At 50.5% G+C, this 16011-nt stretch carries 19 protein-coding genes; 18 read left to right on the top strand and 1 reads right to left on the bottom strand.

Annotated elements, in window-relative coordinates; all coding sequences use genetic code 11:
- Positions 1 to 21: 21 nt before the first annotated feature.
- The 14 genes from J0X21_RS10010 (at position 22) to J0X21_RS09945 (ending at position 10682) form a co-directional block, all read left to right on the top strand.
- The gene (locus J0X21_RS10010) at positions 22 to 366 is read left to right on the top strand and encodes a histidine triad nucleotide-binding protein (protein ID WP_206812067.1); all 345 of its coding nucleotides are present in this window, start codon (positions 22 to 24) and stop codon (positions 364 to 366) included.
- A 74-nt stretch (positions 367 to 440) separates the two neighbouring features.
- Positions 441 to 617, top strand: coding sequence for a 30S ribosomal protein S21 (gene rpsU / locus J0X21_RS10005; protein WP_206812066.1), 177 nt, complete (start codon positions 441 to 443; stop codon positions 615 to 617).
- 14 nt (positions 618 to 631) lie between these two features.
- Positions 632 to 1084 (top strand): GatB/YqeY domain-containing protein, encoded by a 453-nt coding sequence (locus J0X21_RS10000; protein WP_206812065.1) that lies wholly within the window; start codon positions 632 to 634, stop codon positions 1082 to 1084.
- 202 nt (positions 1085 to 1286) lie between these two features.
- The gene (locus J0X21_RS09995) at positions 1287 to 1574 is read left to right on the top strand and encodes a YabP/YqfC family sporulation protein (protein WP_206812064.1); all 288 of its coding nucleotides are present in this window, start codon (positions 1287 to 1289) and stop codon (positions 1572 to 1574) included.
- Positions 1567 to 2745 carry a sporulation protein YqfD gene (gene yqfD, locus J0X21_RS09990; RefSeq protein WP_206812063.1) on the top strand — a complete coding sequence of 393 codons (1179 nt, stop codon included), beginning with the start codon at positions 1567 to 1569 and terminating at the stop codon, positions 2743 to 2745. Before J0X21_RS09995 ends, yqfD begins: the two co-directional genes overlap by 8 nt.
- Entirely contained in the window at positions 2732 to 3730 is a 999-nt protein-coding gene (locus J0X21_RS09985; protein ID WP_407947643.1) for a PhoH family protein, read from the top strand. The genes yqfD and J0X21_RS09985 overlap by 14 nt, the downstream gene beginning before the upstream one ends.
- A gap of 34 nt (positions 3731 to 3764) precedes the next feature.
- Positions 3765 to 5993 (top strand): HD family phosphohydrolase, encoded by a 2229-nt coding sequence (locus tag J0X21_RS09980; RefSeq protein ID WP_206812061.1) that lies wholly within the window; start codon positions 3765 to 3767, stop codon positions 5991 to 5993.
- 17 nt (positions 5994 to 6010) lie between these two features.
- Positions 6011 to 6499: an rRNA maturation RNase YbeY gene (gene ybeY / locus J0X21_RS09975; protein ID WP_206812060.1), complete on the top strand. Its 489-nt coding sequence runs from the start codon at positions 6011 to 6013 to the stop codon at positions 6497 to 6499.
- A gap of 6 nt (positions 6500 to 6505) precedes the next feature.
- On the top strand, positions 6506 to 6892 hold the full coding sequence (locus tag J0X21_RS09970) for a diacylglycerol kinase family protein (protein WP_206812059.1): 387 nt from the start codon (positions 6506 to 6508) through the stop codon (positions 6890 to 6892).
- A gap of 43 nt (positions 6893 to 6935) precedes the next feature.
- On the top strand, positions 6936 to 7373 hold the full coding sequence (locus J0X21_RS09965) for a cytidine deaminase (protein ID WP_206812058.1): 438 nt from the start codon (positions 6936 to 6938) through the stop codon (positions 7371 to 7373).
- A gap of 356 nt (positions 7374 to 7729) precedes the next feature.
- Positions 7730 to 8635, top strand: a complete 906-nt coding sequence (gene era / locus J0X21_RS09960; RefSeq protein ID WP_206812057.1) for a GTPase Era — start codon at positions 7730 to 7732, stop codon at positions 8633 to 8635.
- A 55-nt stretch (positions 8636 to 8690) separates the two neighbouring features.
- Positions 8691 to 9344, top strand: a complete 654-nt coding sequence (gene deoC, locus J0X21_RS09955) for a deoxyribose-phosphate aldolase (protein ID WP_206812056.1) — start codon at positions 8691 to 8693, stop codon at positions 9342 to 9344.
- Between the two features lie 83 nt (positions 9345 to 9427).
- Complete coding sequence (recO, locus tag J0X21_RS09950; RefSeq protein ID WP_206812055.1) at positions 9428 to 10195, top strand: DNA repair protein RecO; 768 nt, start codon at positions 9428 to 9430, stop codon at positions 10193 to 10195.
- Between the two features lie 7 nt (positions 10196 to 10202).
- Positions 10203 to 10682: a DUF4342 domain-containing protein gene (locus tag J0X21_RS09945; RefSeq protein ID WP_206812054.1), complete on the top strand. Its 480-nt coding sequence runs from the start codon at positions 10203 to 10205 to the stop codon at positions 10680 to 10682.
- Positions 10683 to 10794: 112 nt separating this feature from the next.
- Here the strand turns inward: J0X21_RS09945 and J0X21_RS09940 are convergent, their stop codons facing one another.
- The gene (locus J0X21_RS09940) at positions 10795 to 11235 is read right to left on the bottom strand and encodes a helix-turn-helix domain-containing protein (protein WP_206812053.1); all 441 of its coding nucleotides are present in this window, start codon (positions 11233 to 11235) and stop codon (positions 10795 to 10797) included.
- A gap of 149 nt (positions 11236 to 11384) precedes the next feature.
- Between J0X21_RS09940 and J0X21_RS09935 the strand changes: the two genes are divergently transcribed.
- The 4 genes from J0X21_RS09935 to J0X21_RS09920 all read left to right on the top strand — a co-directional run bounded on the left by J0X21_RS09935 (position 11385) and on the right by J0X21_RS09920 (position 15990).
- Entirely contained in the window at positions 11385 to 11561 is a 177-nt protein-coding gene (locus tag J0X21_RS09935; protein WP_206812052.1) for a Spo0E family sporulation regulatory protein-aspartic acid phosphatase, read from the top strand.
- Positions 11562 to 11892: 331 nt separating this feature from the next.
- The gene (gene glyQ, locus J0X21_RS09930) at positions 11893 to 12783 is read left to right on the top strand and encodes a glycine--tRNA ligase subunit alpha (RefSeq protein WP_206812051.1); all 891 of its coding nucleotides are present in this window, start codon (positions 11893 to 11895) and stop codon (positions 12781 to 12783) included.
- A 1-nt stretch (position 12784) separates the two neighbouring features.
- The gene (glyS, locus tag J0X21_RS09925) at positions 12785 to 14863 is read left to right on the top strand and encodes a glycine--tRNA ligase subunit beta (protein ID WP_206812050.1); all 2079 of its coding nucleotides are present in this window, start codon (positions 12785 to 12787) and stop codon (positions 14861 to 14863) included.
- A 491-nt stretch (positions 14864 to 15354) separates the two neighbouring features.
- A complete protein-coding gene (locus tag J0X21_RS09920; RefSeq protein ID WP_328812680.1) occupies positions 15355 to 15990 on the top strand; it encodes a helix-turn-helix transcriptional regulator in 636 nt (211 codons plus the stop codon).
- Positions 15991 to 16011: the final 21 nt, after the last annotated feature.

The following is a 16011-nucleotide window of genomic DNA, read 5'->3' as shown; positions in this document are numbered from 1 at the left end:
ATAGAAAGGGGAATAATCAAAGTGTCAGACTGTATTTTCTGTAAAATCGTAAACCATGAGATTCCAAGCGAGGTGGTATATGAAGACCAAGACCTGATTGCCTTCAAAGATATTGCCCCTTTAGCTCCGGTACATTTACTGGTTATTCCTAAAAAACATATTAAAGACTTAAATGAAGTTGCTGTTGAAGACGAAGGTTTAATGGGCCGCTTGCTAAGCGTTGTCAAAAAACTAGCAGCTGAACACGGAGTGGCCGAATCAGGGTACAGAGTAATTACGAATATCGGTTCAGATGGAGGTCAAGTGGTGCCGCATTTGCATTTTCACTTATTAGGAGGGCAAAAGCTGGGTACGAAGCTAGGATAACTTGACTCAACCAAGTTCATCCAGTATAATCAAAAATGTGTACTTTTGACGAGCCAGTGGAGGGAGGGATAAGAATGAGTGAGATCAAGGTCGGTAAGAACGAATCCCTGGATAGCGCACTCCGCCGGTTCAAGCGTACTTGTCAGCGTTCGGGTGTTTTATCGGAAGCTCGTAAACATGAACATTACGAAAAACCGAGTGTACGCCGCAAGAAAAAATCCGAAGCTGCGCGTAAACGCAAGTTCAAGTAAGGAGTGGCTCACGATTGTCCCTTAAAGATCGACTTGTTGAGGATATGAAGGCTGCCATGAAGGCCAAAGAGGAGGGGAAGGTAAGGCTTTCCGTAATCCGCATGGCTCGGGCTGCCATCAAGAACTCAGAAATAGATAAAAAGCAAGAATTTAATGATGAGCAAGTGATTGAGGTTTTGGCACGCGAAGTGAAGATGCGCCGTGATGCTATCGCCGAATTTACGAAGGCTGAGCGCCCCGAGAAAGTGAAAGAATTGGAAGAAGAAATTGCAGTCCTGATGGAATATCTTCCTCAACAGCTTTCGGAAGGGGAAATTCGCCGGCTTGCCCAAGAAACCATTCAAAGTGTAGGGGCCCAAGGCCCCAAAGATTTGGGCAAAGTGATGGGAGCTTTGACTCCCAAGACCAAGGGTCGCGCCGATGGCAAGCTTGTAAACCAAATTGTGCGTGAACTGCTTGGCAGCTAGCCTAGGATATGTTTTGGCTTCAACTTAATTTTCTGCAGGAAAGGGATCCGGCCGGATTTATCTGGCCGGGTCTTTAATTTAGGCTTGTACTAATCCCACCCCTCCCTTCATAAACATGTAATCAAGGGAGGGTTTTTTTTCCTCTCTTGGGTTTGACATATTTCCGAAAGTCCACCAGTTAAAGCGAGGGAGGAATATGAGGATGTTAGATAAGCTTTCTAAAAGCGTGGGGGATGCTTTGGAATTTCCGCCTGATGTCGTTGCAGAGGGACCGAAAATTACGATTACCGGCCGGGAACAGATTTTGGTTGAAAACTATGGAGCAATTATTGTGTTTACCCCGGATGAGATTAAGCTTGATACTTCGATAGGGGAACTTAGCATGAACGGACGGAAATTCGTGCTCAAAACGATTTTAGCGACGGAACTACACATCGAAGGCAAGCTGATCTCTCTTACCTATGTCGGAGGTGAAGCGGGTAATGGTTAAGAAGATGCGCGCTTTTTTGTATGGACAATTATACTTTTTGGCGCAGGGAAATGACATTTCCCGTTTTATTAACGAGGCTGTCAAAGAAAAAGTTGTCTTGTACCACGCCCAGAGGTCGGAGCGAGGGCTGAAAGGCCGGATTAAACTGGAGGACTTTCCCAAACTGCGGCGTCCGGCGAGGGTAAGCCATACCAGAGTACGCATTATGGCCAAATACGGCCTGCCCTTTATTTTCAGGCGCTGGTGGCGGCGCAAAGGTTTATTGGCTGGGGCGGCGTTGATCGTGATTACGGTCAGTGTCTTATCTCAGATGGTACTGTCGGTTACAGTCAGCGGCAATAACAATGTTCCCGGGGACATGCTCATTCAACAAGCGGAAACTCTTGGGCTCAAGAAGTGGATCTGGCATCGAAGCTTGGATCTTAACGCGATCGCCAAGGCTTTGCAGGAACAAACGCCTGACGCTGCCTGGATAGGGATCGAACGCCACGGAACCCATGTGAACATTAGCATTGTGGAAAAGATCCGCCCGGTTGTACCGAAAGAAGCCGGGAATTTGGTCGCAGCCAAAGCGGGATTGATCCGTGAGATTATGGTGATTCAGGGAGTGCCGCAAGTTCATGAAGGGGAAACAGTAAGAGCAGGACAAGTTCTCATTGTTCAAGCTCCGGTACCGGCTGGACCCGGCATTCCGGCAAGTGCCCAGAAAACAGCAGCCAAAGGATTTGTCAGGGGAAGGGTATGGTATAGTGCCGAAGAAAAAGTACCGCTTGCAGAAACAAAGGTTGAAGAGAGCGGGAATATAGCCGAAGGCTTTGGTATAAAATTTGGTTCCCGAGTCATAATGGTAACGACACCTGAGTCACCGTATGCCCAAGCGGATAAAGAAGTGGAAAGCAGACCGCTTTTGGCCTGGAGGAATTGGCGTTTTCCTGTCGAACTTATATCTGTAAAGTACAAAGAATTAGTGCAGAATACTTATGAACGGGCTGTTGCGGAAGCGAGGGCTGAAGCCGAGGAGCGGGCGCGGAACCAGGTTTACGCGAAGATTATGCCCGGCGCGCAGGTGATTGAGGAAGCGGTCAAAGTTCTGCCCGCAGAGAGCGGGGCGGAACGCGTTCGAGTAGAGGTGGAAACCTACGAGGATATAGCGGTTTATGCCAATCCTTAATGGAGGCGAAAGATTGCGTACAGAAGCCAAGTTTGTACTGAATAATTCTGCAGAAGCCATGGGTTTGTTAGGACTTGAGGATGCTCATGTTAAAATGTTGGAAGATCGTTTGGGTGGAAAATGTGTGGTACGGGGGGAGGAACTCATTGTCAGCGGCAATCCGTCCGAAGTGGAACGGACTGAGGCTGCGATCAGCGAATTACTTGCCATGGTCCGGAATGGCCATGGGCTAACCCCGGCGGATGTGTCGTATGTGATTTCCCAGGTTGAAGAAGGGAATTTCACCGGAGTTGCCGATATTTTAGGCAAAGTGATTGCCACGACCCATCGCGGCCGTATGATTAAACCCAAGACCTTAGGCCAGGCTGATTATATTAAGGCGATTGAACAAAACCCAATTGTTTTCGGAGTCGGCCCAGCGGGTACCGGCAAAACCTATCTGGCGGTGGTCATGGCTGCTCGGGCTCTCAGGGCCAAGGAAGTGAGTCGAATCGTACTCACCCGTCCGGCGGTTGAAGCAGGGGAGAAGCTGGGCTTCCTTCCCGGGGATGTGCAGGAGAAAGTTGATCCCTATCTGCGCCCGCTCTATGACGCACTCTATGATTTGTTTGGCCCGGAGACAACGGCCCGTTACCTGGAAAAGGGTGCGATCGAAATTGCCCCTCTGGCGTATATGCGCGGCCGTACCCTTGATGATTCTTTCATCATTTTAGATGAGGCGCAAAATACCACTCCGGAGCAGATGAAGATGTTTCTGACACGGCTGGGATTTGGATCACAGGCGGTTGTCACCGGTGATGTGACCCAGGTCGACTTACCCCGCGGACAGTATTCCGGCTTGATTGAAGTGCAGCATATCCTGGGCGGGATTTCCGGGATTTCTTTTCATTATTTCTCGGCGGCTGATGTGGTGCGCAACCCTTTGGTGCAGCGGATTATTCAAGCCTATGAAAAGCGGGAAAAGCCGGGGGGTAAGCCCAATTGAACGAGACTGGATATCGTGAACGGCTAATAAAAGGATGATGAGGTTGGATTTACGCAAGATTTGGACAAGTTCTTTCACACGTTTTGTGCAAGGCACCACGTGGCAAAGGGTTATTATTGCCGTGGTGTATTTTCTGTTGTTTACCTTTTTAATTGCTTCTAATTTGTTTGTGTCGAAACTTAATATTGAAGTCGGTGATCCCAGTCCCCAATATATCCCCGCACCCTGGGATAAAAACATTGAAGATATTGAAAAATATCACCGGGATCAGGAGGAGGCAGCCAAAGCTGTCCAACCGGTCTATAATCCGGATGAGGACTACATTTCAAGTTTGGCCCAGGATTTAAGCCAGGCGTTTACTGCCCTGCATGATGCCATGAATTCGGCCCAAGACACGCGTCTGGCCAAATTAAAGCAGACCCAGCCTTTCGCTTTGATGGCAGAGGGGGATTTGTCGGCACTCATGCGCACTCCTGCGGAAGATTTGAATAGTGCGGAGGATACGGTAACTGCGATTATTATCGGCAGGGCGCGTAATCTCGATTCCGGTGCCCGCACTCAGGCTGATGTGGCTGCCTTAAAAGGGAAAATTATGAAGGACACTGAACAAAGTGCCCTTTCTGATCCACTAAAGAAATTTGTCCAGACATTTATAAATGCTAAAGTGAACCGCCCGACCCTGCTTCTGGATGAACAGGCTACGGAGAAACTACGCAATCAGGCGCGTGCCGAAGTCAAGCTTGAGGTGCACCGGTATAAAGCAGGTCAGAAAATCGTAGGCATTGGAGATATTATCGATGAAAGCACGTATGCGGTACTGGCTGCTTACGGCTTGATCGACAACCGCACGCCCTGGCGTTCCACCGCCGGGATTGCTCTGATCGTGCTGGGGGGAATGGCGGCGATCGCGGTTTACGTCCTACAGTACAAACGGGCGAATCTGGAATTCAAAAAGATGGTTTTAATCGGTCTCACCATGGCCTTAGTGCTGATTACGGGCAAAGGGATTATTGCCCTAAATCTTGGGGGGGCGGAATATAACGCCTTGGCCGGGATGCTGATCCCGGTGGCCTGGGCCACGATGTCCATAGCCATCTTGGTGGATGTGGAAGCGGCACTGTTGGGCTCCGTCGTGCTGGCGGTCTTTGTAGCTTTGCTGGGAGATCCTACCTTAGCGATGTCGTCAGGCATTCAAGTGGGGCTGGTAGCCCTATTTGGCGGACTGGTGGGGGTGCACAGCGTCAGCCACTTAAGCCAGCGCTCGGACTTAGCCAGAGCCGGGCTCTATATTTCCGCGGTAAATGTGCTGACAGTGAGCGGCATCGCGCTTATGTCCGGAATGCGGCTCACCGTGTGGGCGGTCGGTGTCTTACTCGGAATTGTCAACGGCCTTGCTTCTTCCGTCTTTACCGTGGGCACATTGCACTGGTTTGAGTCAGGGTTTAACATTACTTCGGCGGTCAGGCTGCTCGAACTGTCCAATCCCAATCGCCCGCTCTTAAAGCGTTTGCTGATGGAAGCTCCGGGGACGTATCACCACAGTATCTTAGTCGGGAATTTGGCGGAATCTGCAGCCGAGGTTGTAAATGCCGATGCGGCTTTGGTGCGGGTTGGATCGATGTACCATGACATTGGGAAATTAAAACGCCCCTATTTCTTTATTGAAAATCAATTCGCTCAGGATAATCCTCACGATAAGATTGCGCCCACTTTAAGCGCACTTATTATCACTTCCCATGTGAAAGACGGTTTGGAGTTAGGCAAGGAAAACAAGCTTCCTCAGCCGATTATGGATATTATTGCGCAGCATCATGGGGACAGCCTGGTCAGCTTCTTTTACCATAAAGCGAAAGAAGAGAATGAGGATGTTCCGGAAGAAGCCTTTCAGTACGATGGGCCGCGGCCGCAGAGCAAAGAGGCAGCCTTGGTCTGCCTTGCCGACAGTGTGGAGGCTGCGGTGCGTTCGATGAAACAGCCCACCCCAGGGCGGATTGAGGGGTTAGTCCGGAAAATTATTAAGGATAAACTGAACGACGGGCAGCTGGACCAGTGTGATCTGACGTTTCAGGATTTAGACCGGATTGCGATGGCTTTTGTCCGGGTCTTAACCGGAATCTTTCACTCCCGGGTGGAATATCCGGATTTACCGACCCGGGGCGGGAATCATGCCAGTAATGCGGCGGAGGGAACAACCTCCGAGGATGCGAAGGCTTCCGGCGCTCCCGTTGAAGCCTATGAAGCATCAGATTCCAAAGAAGCTTAGGAAAGGACCGAATCGGATTGAATCTAGATATTTTATGGGAAGAAGAAAGTTTTTCCCCGGAGGAAAAGGAGCATTTAACCCGGCTGTTAAGTCAGGGAGTTGAACAGGCGCTGCTCCTGGCGGGGGGTTCGGAGGACAGTGAAGTAAGCCTTAGTCTGGTTGATGATGAACGGATCCATGAGTTAAACCGGGAATACCGGGGCGTTGACAGCCCGACGGATGTGCTCTCGTTTGCGCTCCGGGAGGAGAGCGAGGAGGAACCGGAAATCAGTACCGGGGAATTTGAGCTGACGGATGATTTACTGGGGGATATTATCATTTCTGTACCGCGGGCCCGGGAACAGGCCATGGAGTACGGGCATTCCCTGGCCCGTGAGCTGGTGTACTTGGCAGTGCACGGAACCCTGCATTTGATGGGCTATGATCATGAACAGGACGAAGAGCGCCGGGCGATGAGACTTAAGGAAGAAGAAGTGATGGCCCGGCTTGGGCTTGAGAGGGAGTAGACAGAGATGACCAAGTACCAGAAACCGGCCGGCTTTACCCGCAGTTTGGCTTTAGCCTGGCGCGGCTTGATGTACAGCTGGAAAACCCAAGGACACCTGCAGTTTCATGCCATAGCGGCTATCCTGGTGCTTGGGGCAGCTTGGTGGGTGCGCCTGAGCCGATGGGAATGGGTGCTGGTGATTTATGCGATTGGGAGTGTTATCACCGCTGAAGTGATGAATACGGCGATTGAACTGGTGGTTGATTTAGCCCAGCCTAAATTTCATCCTCTGGCCGGTATGGCTAAGGATGTCGCAGCGGGGGCAGTTCTGGTGACAGCTCTGCAATCCGTGGTGATCGGGATTTTCCTTTTCGGGCCTCCGCTTTGGCGTTGGCTGGAACAGATATGGTGAACATGAAAAACCAAGCAGGGGCGGGAATTGAGGTGAAAGTCCTGTGACCGAAGATAATTACACGAAAAATGCAGCGGACGCGGATTTAATCCGCCTGGCTCGGGAAGCCTATACAAAGGCTTATGTACCGTATTCCAACTACCCCGTGGGTGCGGCCGCCCGTTTTTCATCCGGAAAAATATATACCGGTGCGAATGTCGAGAACGCCAGTTATGGCCTGACCGTATGTGCAGAACGCACCGCCATTTTTCAAGCCGCGGCTGCCGGGGAAAGGGAACTGACAAGTATTGCGATTGCGGTGCCGACGGAAGAATTCCCGTCTCCCTGCGGAGCTTGCCGCCAGGTCATGCGGGAGTTTGCCGGGAATTGCCGGATTCTGCTTGTAAATGGGCAGGGCCGTGTTAAAGAGACCTCTTTGCAGGAACTGTTGCCGTTTTCATTCGGGCCGGAGTACATCCAGACAGGAGTCGGGAGTCAGTAGTCAGACTCCCATGCCGCTATGCGGCACCACTGATGGATGAAAATAGCCAAGGTGCATTACCCGCTCACCACGCGCCGGAGCTGTTCGCTTGTTGATTCAGCTACAGCGCCAAACCTTAGGGTAATACCTGAAGTGAACCGTGACGCTGCTTAACGCTGAATCAACTGCGCTCTCGACGCTCCTCTGCTCTACGGTTCGCTAAGTAATTGCCCCTCGTCTATTTTCAGGGCAGGAGTCAGGAGTCAGGAGTCAGGAGTCAGGAGTCAGACTCCCATGCTGCTACGCAGCACCACTGATGAATGTAACAGGCAAGCTACCTTGCCGATATTTACAGGGCAGAAGACAGGAGAATTTCTATGTCGAATAAGTCTAAGGGGTTCCGTTCCGGGTTTGCGGCGGTTATCGGCCGTCCGAATGCCGGGAAATCAACCTTGCTCAACCATTTGCTGGGGCAAAAAGTCTTAATCATGTCGGATAAGCCCCAGACGACCAGAAATAAGATCCAGTGCATACTTACGGAAGAGCGGGGACAGATTATTTTTTTAGATACCCCGGGGATTCATAAACCGAAGCATAAGCTGGGGGAATACATGGTTGACGCAGCCAGGAATTCCCTCAGGGATGTGGATGTCCTGGTGTATGTAGTGGATGCTTCGGAGAAGTATGGCAGCGGGGAAGAATATATTATTCATCTGATTAAGGAAGCCGGTACCCCTTGTATTCTGGCTTTAAATAAAATTGATTTGTTAAGCACGGAGCAGCTGATCGCTCTGGTCGAGCAGTATGCCGGGTTAGCTGATTTCAGGGCGGTGGTGCCGATCTCGGCCAGGACCGGGGATAATACGGATGAGCTTTTGAAAGTTATCTTTGACCACTTAGAAGAGGGGCCGCTCTACTATCCAGAAGATGAGGTGACTGACCAGCCTGAACGCTTCATCATGGCAGAGTTAATCCGGGAGAAGGTGCTTGCCTTAACCCGGGATGAAGTGCCCCACTCAATCGCGGTCGTGGTCGAGGAAGTTCAGGAGAAGCAGACTTTAGTGAAAGTACGTGCCTTAATCATTGTGGAGAGGGACTCACAAAAAGGGATTATCATCGGGGGCGGGGGCCGATTGCTCAAAGAAATTGGCCGCCTGGCCCGCGAAGATATAGAGAAGTTCTTAGGAAGCAAAGTGTTTCTGGAACTGTGGGTAAAAGTAAAAAAAGACTGGCGCAACCGCCAGCAATCCCTGCGTGAGCTGGGGTATGACTCTCGTGAGTAATATGCGGGCATGCTGCCATATTTGAAACACCTGAATAGATAGGAAGGGGATCTCTATGAACTTAGCGGCCATGATTGACCACACTTTACTCAAAGCGGATGCCACGGAAAAGGATATCGTCAATCTGTGCCATGAAGCACAGAAATATAAGTTTGCCACAGTCTGTGTCAATCCGGTGCATGTCCGTACCTGCGCTAAACTGCTCCATGGCACCGGCATCGGTGTCAGTGCGGTAATCGGCTTTCCGCTGGGGGCTACGCTAACGGAAATAAAGGTTCAGGAAGTCTTTGCCGTTAAAGCTCTGGGAGCGAGAGAAATAGATATGGTGATGAATATCGGCTGTATGAAAGCAGGCAACTGGGATGCGGCGGCACGGGATCTCAACCGGGTCGTGGAAGCAGCTCATAGCTGCGGCCTGGTTGTGAAAGTAATTATTGAGACCGCGCTTTTGACCGAGGAAGAGAAAAAGCAGGCAGCGGAGCTGGTGCGTACCTCGGGGGCGGAGTTTATCAAGACTTCGACCGGGTTTGCCAGCAGTGGAGCGACTGTAGCCGATGTGCAAAAGCTCAAGGCCTGGGTCGGAGCGGGGGTCAAAGTCAAAGCCGCAGGCGGCGTGCGCACCCGTGAATTAGCCCTGCAACTGGTGGAAGCAGGGGCAGATCGTTTAGGCACGAGCGCTTCGATAGCGCTCCTGACTCCTGACTCCTGAACCCTCAAATTTACTTTCCTAACGACCATCCATTTATGCATATTAGGATGCGGGGAGACAAAAAATAGAAAGGGTGGCCGCGCGTGGCAGTTTATCAGGCGGATGCCTTAGTGATCCGCAGCCGCGAGTACGGTGAGTCTGACCGCTTGCTTACTCTTTTTGCCCGGGAATCCGGCAAACTGCAGGCCGTGGCCAAAGGAGTACGCAAACCGACCAGCCGCCAGCGCGCCGGGGCGCAATTATTTACATATGCCGACTTCCTCCTGCACCGGGGGCGTACCTTGGACACTGTAACTCAAGCCAGCCCCAGAGAAAGCTTTCCCCATCTGTGGAATGACTTAGACCGAACCTTGGCGGCCACGGCCATTGCAGAACTTTTGGACGCGGCGACCGTGAGGGAAGAGCCCCAGCCCCATTTATTTACTCTAACATTAACTTGTTTCTTTATGTTAGCTGAGGTACATCCTTTTCTTGTCCAGAGCCTGTTTGCCTTGCGTTTGCTGGAGATTCTGGGATATTCCCCGCGCTTGGAGGAATGTGCGGAATGCGGAGCGCTAATCCAAGGAGAAAGGGTATTTTTCAGTCCGGAGGCGGGTGGGACTGTCTGCTCCTCGTGCCGTGGAACTTTAAGCGGCAGAACACTCAGCCAGGGTACCTTGGCCTTTATGCGCCGGCTCGCTCAGGCCGAGTGGGCGAAAGTAAAGCGCTTGCGCTGGCCAGTTTGGATGGAGCAGGAAGTACGTAGAGCACTCCAACAATATTGTGAAGAGAAGTTTGAACATAACCTGCGCTCCTGGCGAATGGGCAATGAAATCGGAGGAGAAGGCATCAACAATCAACGGGAAGGGTGAAGCCGCAATGAATGAAGAAATGTGGAGCGAACTGGAAAAGATAGACATCCTTCGGGAACGTATGGGAGTAGGGTATGATGAGGCCAGCAAAGCACTGAAAGCCGCTGGGGGAGATGTGATTAGGGCTTTGGCTGATCTTGAATCAGAGCAAAAAGCCATGACCGGGACGTGGAAGAACCGGGGCCGGGAAGTCTGGGAAGATGTAAAAGACAAGATGGAAGCTCTGAATCAAACCAAGGTGAATTTAAAACGCCGGGACAAGACCCTCTTGAGCGTTTCCGCCCCTTTAGGGGCAGCCTTGGCCTATACTTTTTGGCGGCGTCCCGGGCTGCGGCTTTTAGGTCTATTGGGTGCAGCCGGAGCAGCTTTGGCCCATTATGAATTGGAAGTTGACAAAACCCCGGTGGCAGAGCCGGTGGTGGTTACGGATACAGTCATTATCAGGGAAGTTGAAGATGAAAATGATTCTGAGCCAATCGGGATTTAACCCTAGCTTCTGATATGCCAAAGGAAAAAGGAAACCTTGATTCCAGTTCAAGCTGAATCAAGGTTTCTCTTTTAGAGATTTTGATCAAGACAATTACTTCCCCGTTTTAAGCCTACATGTAGGGGAGAATCGTTATAATTAGTTTTCTGATTAAATCTAATTCCTTTGATGAGCACTTGTTGATCAATTCATTAATAATCCTTTTGGATTCTTCGTCACTAATAGAGGTATTAATAATAGCGGAGGAGTCTGATATCCCAGTGATGTCGGGTGTATCACAAGTATCGTAATTATTAAGACTATCGTTTAGATAAGAAGGACTGGCAACATTCTTCCCCAGGATTAGGTAATCCAAAGACAAATGTAAACAGTGAGAGACTCTAACCAATACAGGGAGGCTCATTTGCCGCTCTCCTCGTTCGAGTTGCCCAATATAGTATTCTGAAAGTCCTAGAATTTCAGCAAACTCTTCTCGCGAAAGTTTAAGCTTGTCTCTTTCTTGCCGGATTCTTTGCCCAATAGACCTGTTATCAATTGCATCCTTTATTTCCACATACTTCACCCCTCACTGATGATAACTTTAGCTGACTTTGCAGGGTATCAGAACTTGCAAGCTGCATGTATTTAATATTTGCAATCAGCAAACACTTAATGTAAAATAATGACTAAGAAATACTACAAGTAATATGCGGAGTGAAAAAGATGCATGTAACAGATAAAATGGAGATTGCCAGAGCAATTCTCAATAACGCGGGAAACATGAATGTAAGTAAAGAAATGCTTCTTAAGCTCAGTCAAAAAGTGGATCAATACATTATCGAATACTATCGCAGCATTGGAATACAAAAGAATGCTCTTGATAACTTGGAAAATGGGTAACCAGAAAATGGGTAACCAGATTGACAAGAGCCTGTCCATTGCATATAATAACTTGCAAATATATTCCTCTTGTGCCATGAAGAGAATAAGCTTGCTTAAACTTCCCTGAAGCGAGTCCGGAAGGGTGGAAGCCGGATGGAAGCGGCAAGTGTGGGGCCTCGGAGCACATCGAAAACGAAGGTGGATCCGAAAGGATCAAGCAGGGTGGAACCGCGGGAATAACTCTCGTCCCTGCAGCGGAAGCTGCGGGGGTGGGAGTTTTTATTTTTATCAAACATCGAAACACGAACCACGAACATCGACATCGAACATCGATAAAGGGAGGCCTAACATGAAATTTCAGGATATGATTTTATTCCTCAACCAATTCTGGGGTGAACAAGGGTGTATCATTGCCCAGCCCTATGATGTGGAGAAAGGGGCGGGCACGATGAACCCGGCCACTTTTCTGAGGGCTCTGGGACCGGAACCGTGGAATGTGGCTTATGTTGAACCCTCACGCCGTCCGACTGATGGGCGCTACGGGGAAAACCCCAACCGTCTTCAGCATTATTTCCAATACCAGGTGATTCTCAAGCCTTCTCCGGCCAATGTCCAGGAATTATACCTGCAAAGCTTGGAACGGCTCGGAATTAATTCCAAAGAACATGACATCCGGTTTGTGGAAGACAACTGGGAGTCTCCGACCTTGGGTGCGTGGGGCCTAGGCTGGGAAGTTTGGCTGGATGGTATGGAAGTGACTCAATTTACGTATTTTCAGCAGTGCGGCGGCATTGACTGCCAGCCGGTGAGTGCGGAAATCACCTATGGTCTGGAACGTTTGGCCATGTTTATTCAAAACAAGGACAGCGTGTATGAGATCGAGTGGGTGGGCGATGTGACCTACGGAGATATTTATCTCCAAAACGAAATCGACTACTCCCACTATAATTTTGAGGCTGCCGACATTGAAGCCCTCCAGATCTGGTTCGACATGTATGAACGCGAGGCCAAGCGTACTGTAGAAAAGGGTTTGGTGGTTCCTGCCTATGATTATGTCTTAAAGTGCTCCCACACCTTTAATCTGCTGGAGGCCAGAGGGGCGATCAGCGTTACCGAGCGTACTTCCTATATTGCCCGCGTCCGGGCCTTGGCCCGCCTGTGCGCTCAAGCCTATGTTGAACAGCGCGAGAAACTCGGTTTTCCTTTGCTCAAAGGCACAAGTGTCAAGGAGGTGGGATGAGATGAGTAAAGACTTTCTCTTAGAAATTGGAACGGAAGAAATCCCGGCCAAGTTTATTCCGGGAGCCATGGCCCAGCTGGAAGAACTGGCGCACAAACGGCTGCAGGAGATGCGGTTAGACTTTGCGGAGGTAAACTCATATGCTACTCCCAGGCGGCTGGCGCTCCTGGTGAAGGAACTGGCTGAGAAACAAAAAGACCTGAACACGGAAGTAAAAGGGCCTGCTGTGAAAGCGGCTTATAGTCCGGACGGAAAACCGACCAAAGCCGCCGAAGGGTTTGCCCGTTCCCAGGGGGTGAGTGTAGATTCCCTATTTACCCAGGAAGTGAACGGAGTGCCCTATGTCTTTGCCCAAAAGTCGGAGACCGGAAAGGATTGCAAATCTCTGCTTCCGGGACTCTGCCGTGACTTGATCACCTCTCTCCATTTCCCCAAACCCATGCGCTGGGGGGATTTGGACTTCCGTTTTGCCCGCCCGATTCGCTGGCTGGTGGCCATGTATGGGGAGGAAATCCTGGAGTTTGAATTTGTCAGGCTTAAAGCCGGGCGGGTTTCTCAAGGGCACCGCACCCTGGCTCAAGAACCGATAGTTTTGCAGGAGCCGGCTGAGTACAAGGATAAATTGCGCCAGGGCTATGTTCTGGTCGATTCAAAGGAAAGAAAAATCAATGTCTGGCACCAGATTCAGGCTTTGGCTGGAAAAGCCGGAGGGGTAGTCGCGGAGGATGAGGAACTGCTGGACGAGGTTATACACATTGTAGAATATCCCACTGCCCTGTTGGGAGAAGTTCCGGCACGCTACATGGAACTACCGGAAGCAGTCATTACCACCCCGATGCGGGAACATCAACGCTATTTCCCGGTCCGTTCCGCTGCCGGAAAGCTCCTTCCTTACTTCATCACCGTGCGCAACGGAGATGAAACAGCCCTGGAGAAAGTGAAAGCAGGCAATGAAAAAGTCCTGAAGGCCCGCCTTGAAGACGCCGCTTTTTATTACCGGGAAGACTCTAAGGTTCCGCTTTCAGACTTTGTCCGGAAACTGGAAAAAATCGTCTACCACGAAAAACTGGGTACGGTGAGGGCCAGGGTCGAGCGCTTGCGCTCCCTTTCCGGGTTTATCGTCCGCAGCCTGGGTCTGGGCACGGAAAAACAAGAGCTGGTGGACCGCACTGCTTTTCTGGCCAAGGCCGACCTGGCCACCCTAATGGTGTACGATTTTCCGGAGCTGCAGGGCATTATGGGGGCGGAATATGCGAAGTTAAGCCAGGAAAGCCCGGAAGTGTGCCAAGGAATCGTGGAGCATTACCAGCCCCGTTTTGCCGGAGATGCCCTGCCTGAGTCCTTAGCAGGCCGGATAGTCAGTATCGCGGATAAACTGGATGCCATTGTCGGAGCTTTCGGTATCGGCATTCAGCCGACCGGCTCCCAAGATCCGTATGCTTTGAGACGTCAGGCTCAGGGAATTGTCGGCATTTTGCTGAAAGCAGAATGGGATCTCTCTCTCGCACAGTTGGTCAGTGAGTCTCACCGGTTGTTTGGGGAGCAGGGAGTCCAAATTCTACCGTTAAACGAGATTCTTCCGCTCTTGCAGGATTTCTTCCAGCAACGCCTCCGTTATATCCTCCAGGATCAAGGATTACGTTATGATACGGTGGATGCGGTCTTGGCCCAGGGAAGCGACAAGCTCTTCCGCACCGCTCAAAAAGCCCTGGTACTGCATGCCAAGCGGGATGATTCCGGATTTGCAGAGTATGTGCAGGCTTATGTCCGCTGTTATAACTTAAGCAAAAAGGCAGAGCTTAAAGGGTTTGATGAAAAGGTTCTGGAGGACCCGGCCGAAATTAAGCTGGCTGAAGAGCTGTTCTTGCGCCGGGAGCGCTTTGACAATCTGCTTGAGGCGGCTGAATACGAACAGGCGTATAAAGTCGCTGCTGAACTGGTGCCCTCTATTGAGAAGCTGTTCCTAGCGGTCATGATTATGGTGGAAGATGAGAACCTGAGGGCGGCGCGCTTGGCTCTGCTCGGACAGTGTGTGGAAATGCTCGGCTGCCTGGGGGATTTAAGCCTGCTAAGCGCATAGGGTGCGGTAAGTACTCAGTAGACAGGAGTCAGACTCCCATGCCGCTATGCGGCACCACTGATGGATGAAAATAGCCAAGGTGCATTACCCGCTCACCACGCGCCGGAGCTGTTCGCTTGTTGATTCAGCTACAGCGCCAAACCTTAGGGTAATACCTGAAGTGAACCGTGACGCTGCTTAACGCTGAATCAACTACGCTCTCGACGCTCCTCTGCTCTACGGTTCGCTAAGTAATTGCCCCTCGTCTATTTTCAGGGCAGGAGTCAGGAGACAGGAGAAGAGAGCCGGGATCTAGTGGTATTCTGACTTCTGACTTCTGACTACTGAATTCTGATACCTTACTGGTAATAAATAATTAGTAATTTTGAACGAAAAAATTGCAATTAGTATAACACATTTTCAATTTATATGTTAAAATAGGAGGTGTTTGAGGGAATTCACACCTCCTGATTTCTAATTTCTAAAGCTTCGGGAAAATGGCGGTGATAAGGGTGGAACTCACAGAACGTCAAGCGCGCATTGTGGAAATCGTTAAGAAGTCCAGTCCCATCACAGGAGAACAGATTGCGGCCAAGCTGGATTTGACACGGGCAACTTTGCGTCCGGATCTGACGATTTTGACGATGGCCGGTGTCTTAGACGCTCGTCCCCGAGTCGGGTATTTTTACCGGGGTAAAGCGGAACTCTCTCCGTTTGCAGAAAAGCTCAGGCAATTGCGTGTTGGGGATTTTAAGTCAATGGCTGCCGTTGTGAAAGAGAATGCCAGTGTGTATGAGGCCATTGTGGGCATGTTTACCCAGAATGTCGGGAGTCTCAGTGTGGTGGATGAAGACCGGGTACTTTTAGGAATGGTTTCACGCAAAGATTTGCTGAAAGCTGCCTTGGGTAAAACCGATATCCAACAAGTGCCGATCGGAGTCATTATGACCCGGATGCCGAACATTATTATGACGGCTGCGGACGAACCGGTTCTGGATGCGGCGAAAAAGCTGGTGCAGCACCAGGTTGACAGCCTGCCGGTGGTTGAGGAATTTATTGATGAAAACGGGGCGTCTCAGTTTGAAGTCGTCGGACGCTTTACCAAGACGAATGTAGCGAAGCTGTTTGTGGAAATTGCGAAGATGTAGGGTTAGTAGTCAGGAGTCAGG

This window comes from Paradesulfitobacterium ferrireducens (genome assembly GCF_017310645.1).
Lineage (GTDB): Bacteria > Bacillota > Desulfitobacteriia > Desulfitobacteriales > Desulfitobacteriaceae > Paradesulfitobacterium > Paradesulfitobacterium ferrireducens.
Note: the sequence above shows the minus strand (reverse complement) of the source record. Positions and strands in the feature narration are given on the sequence as shown.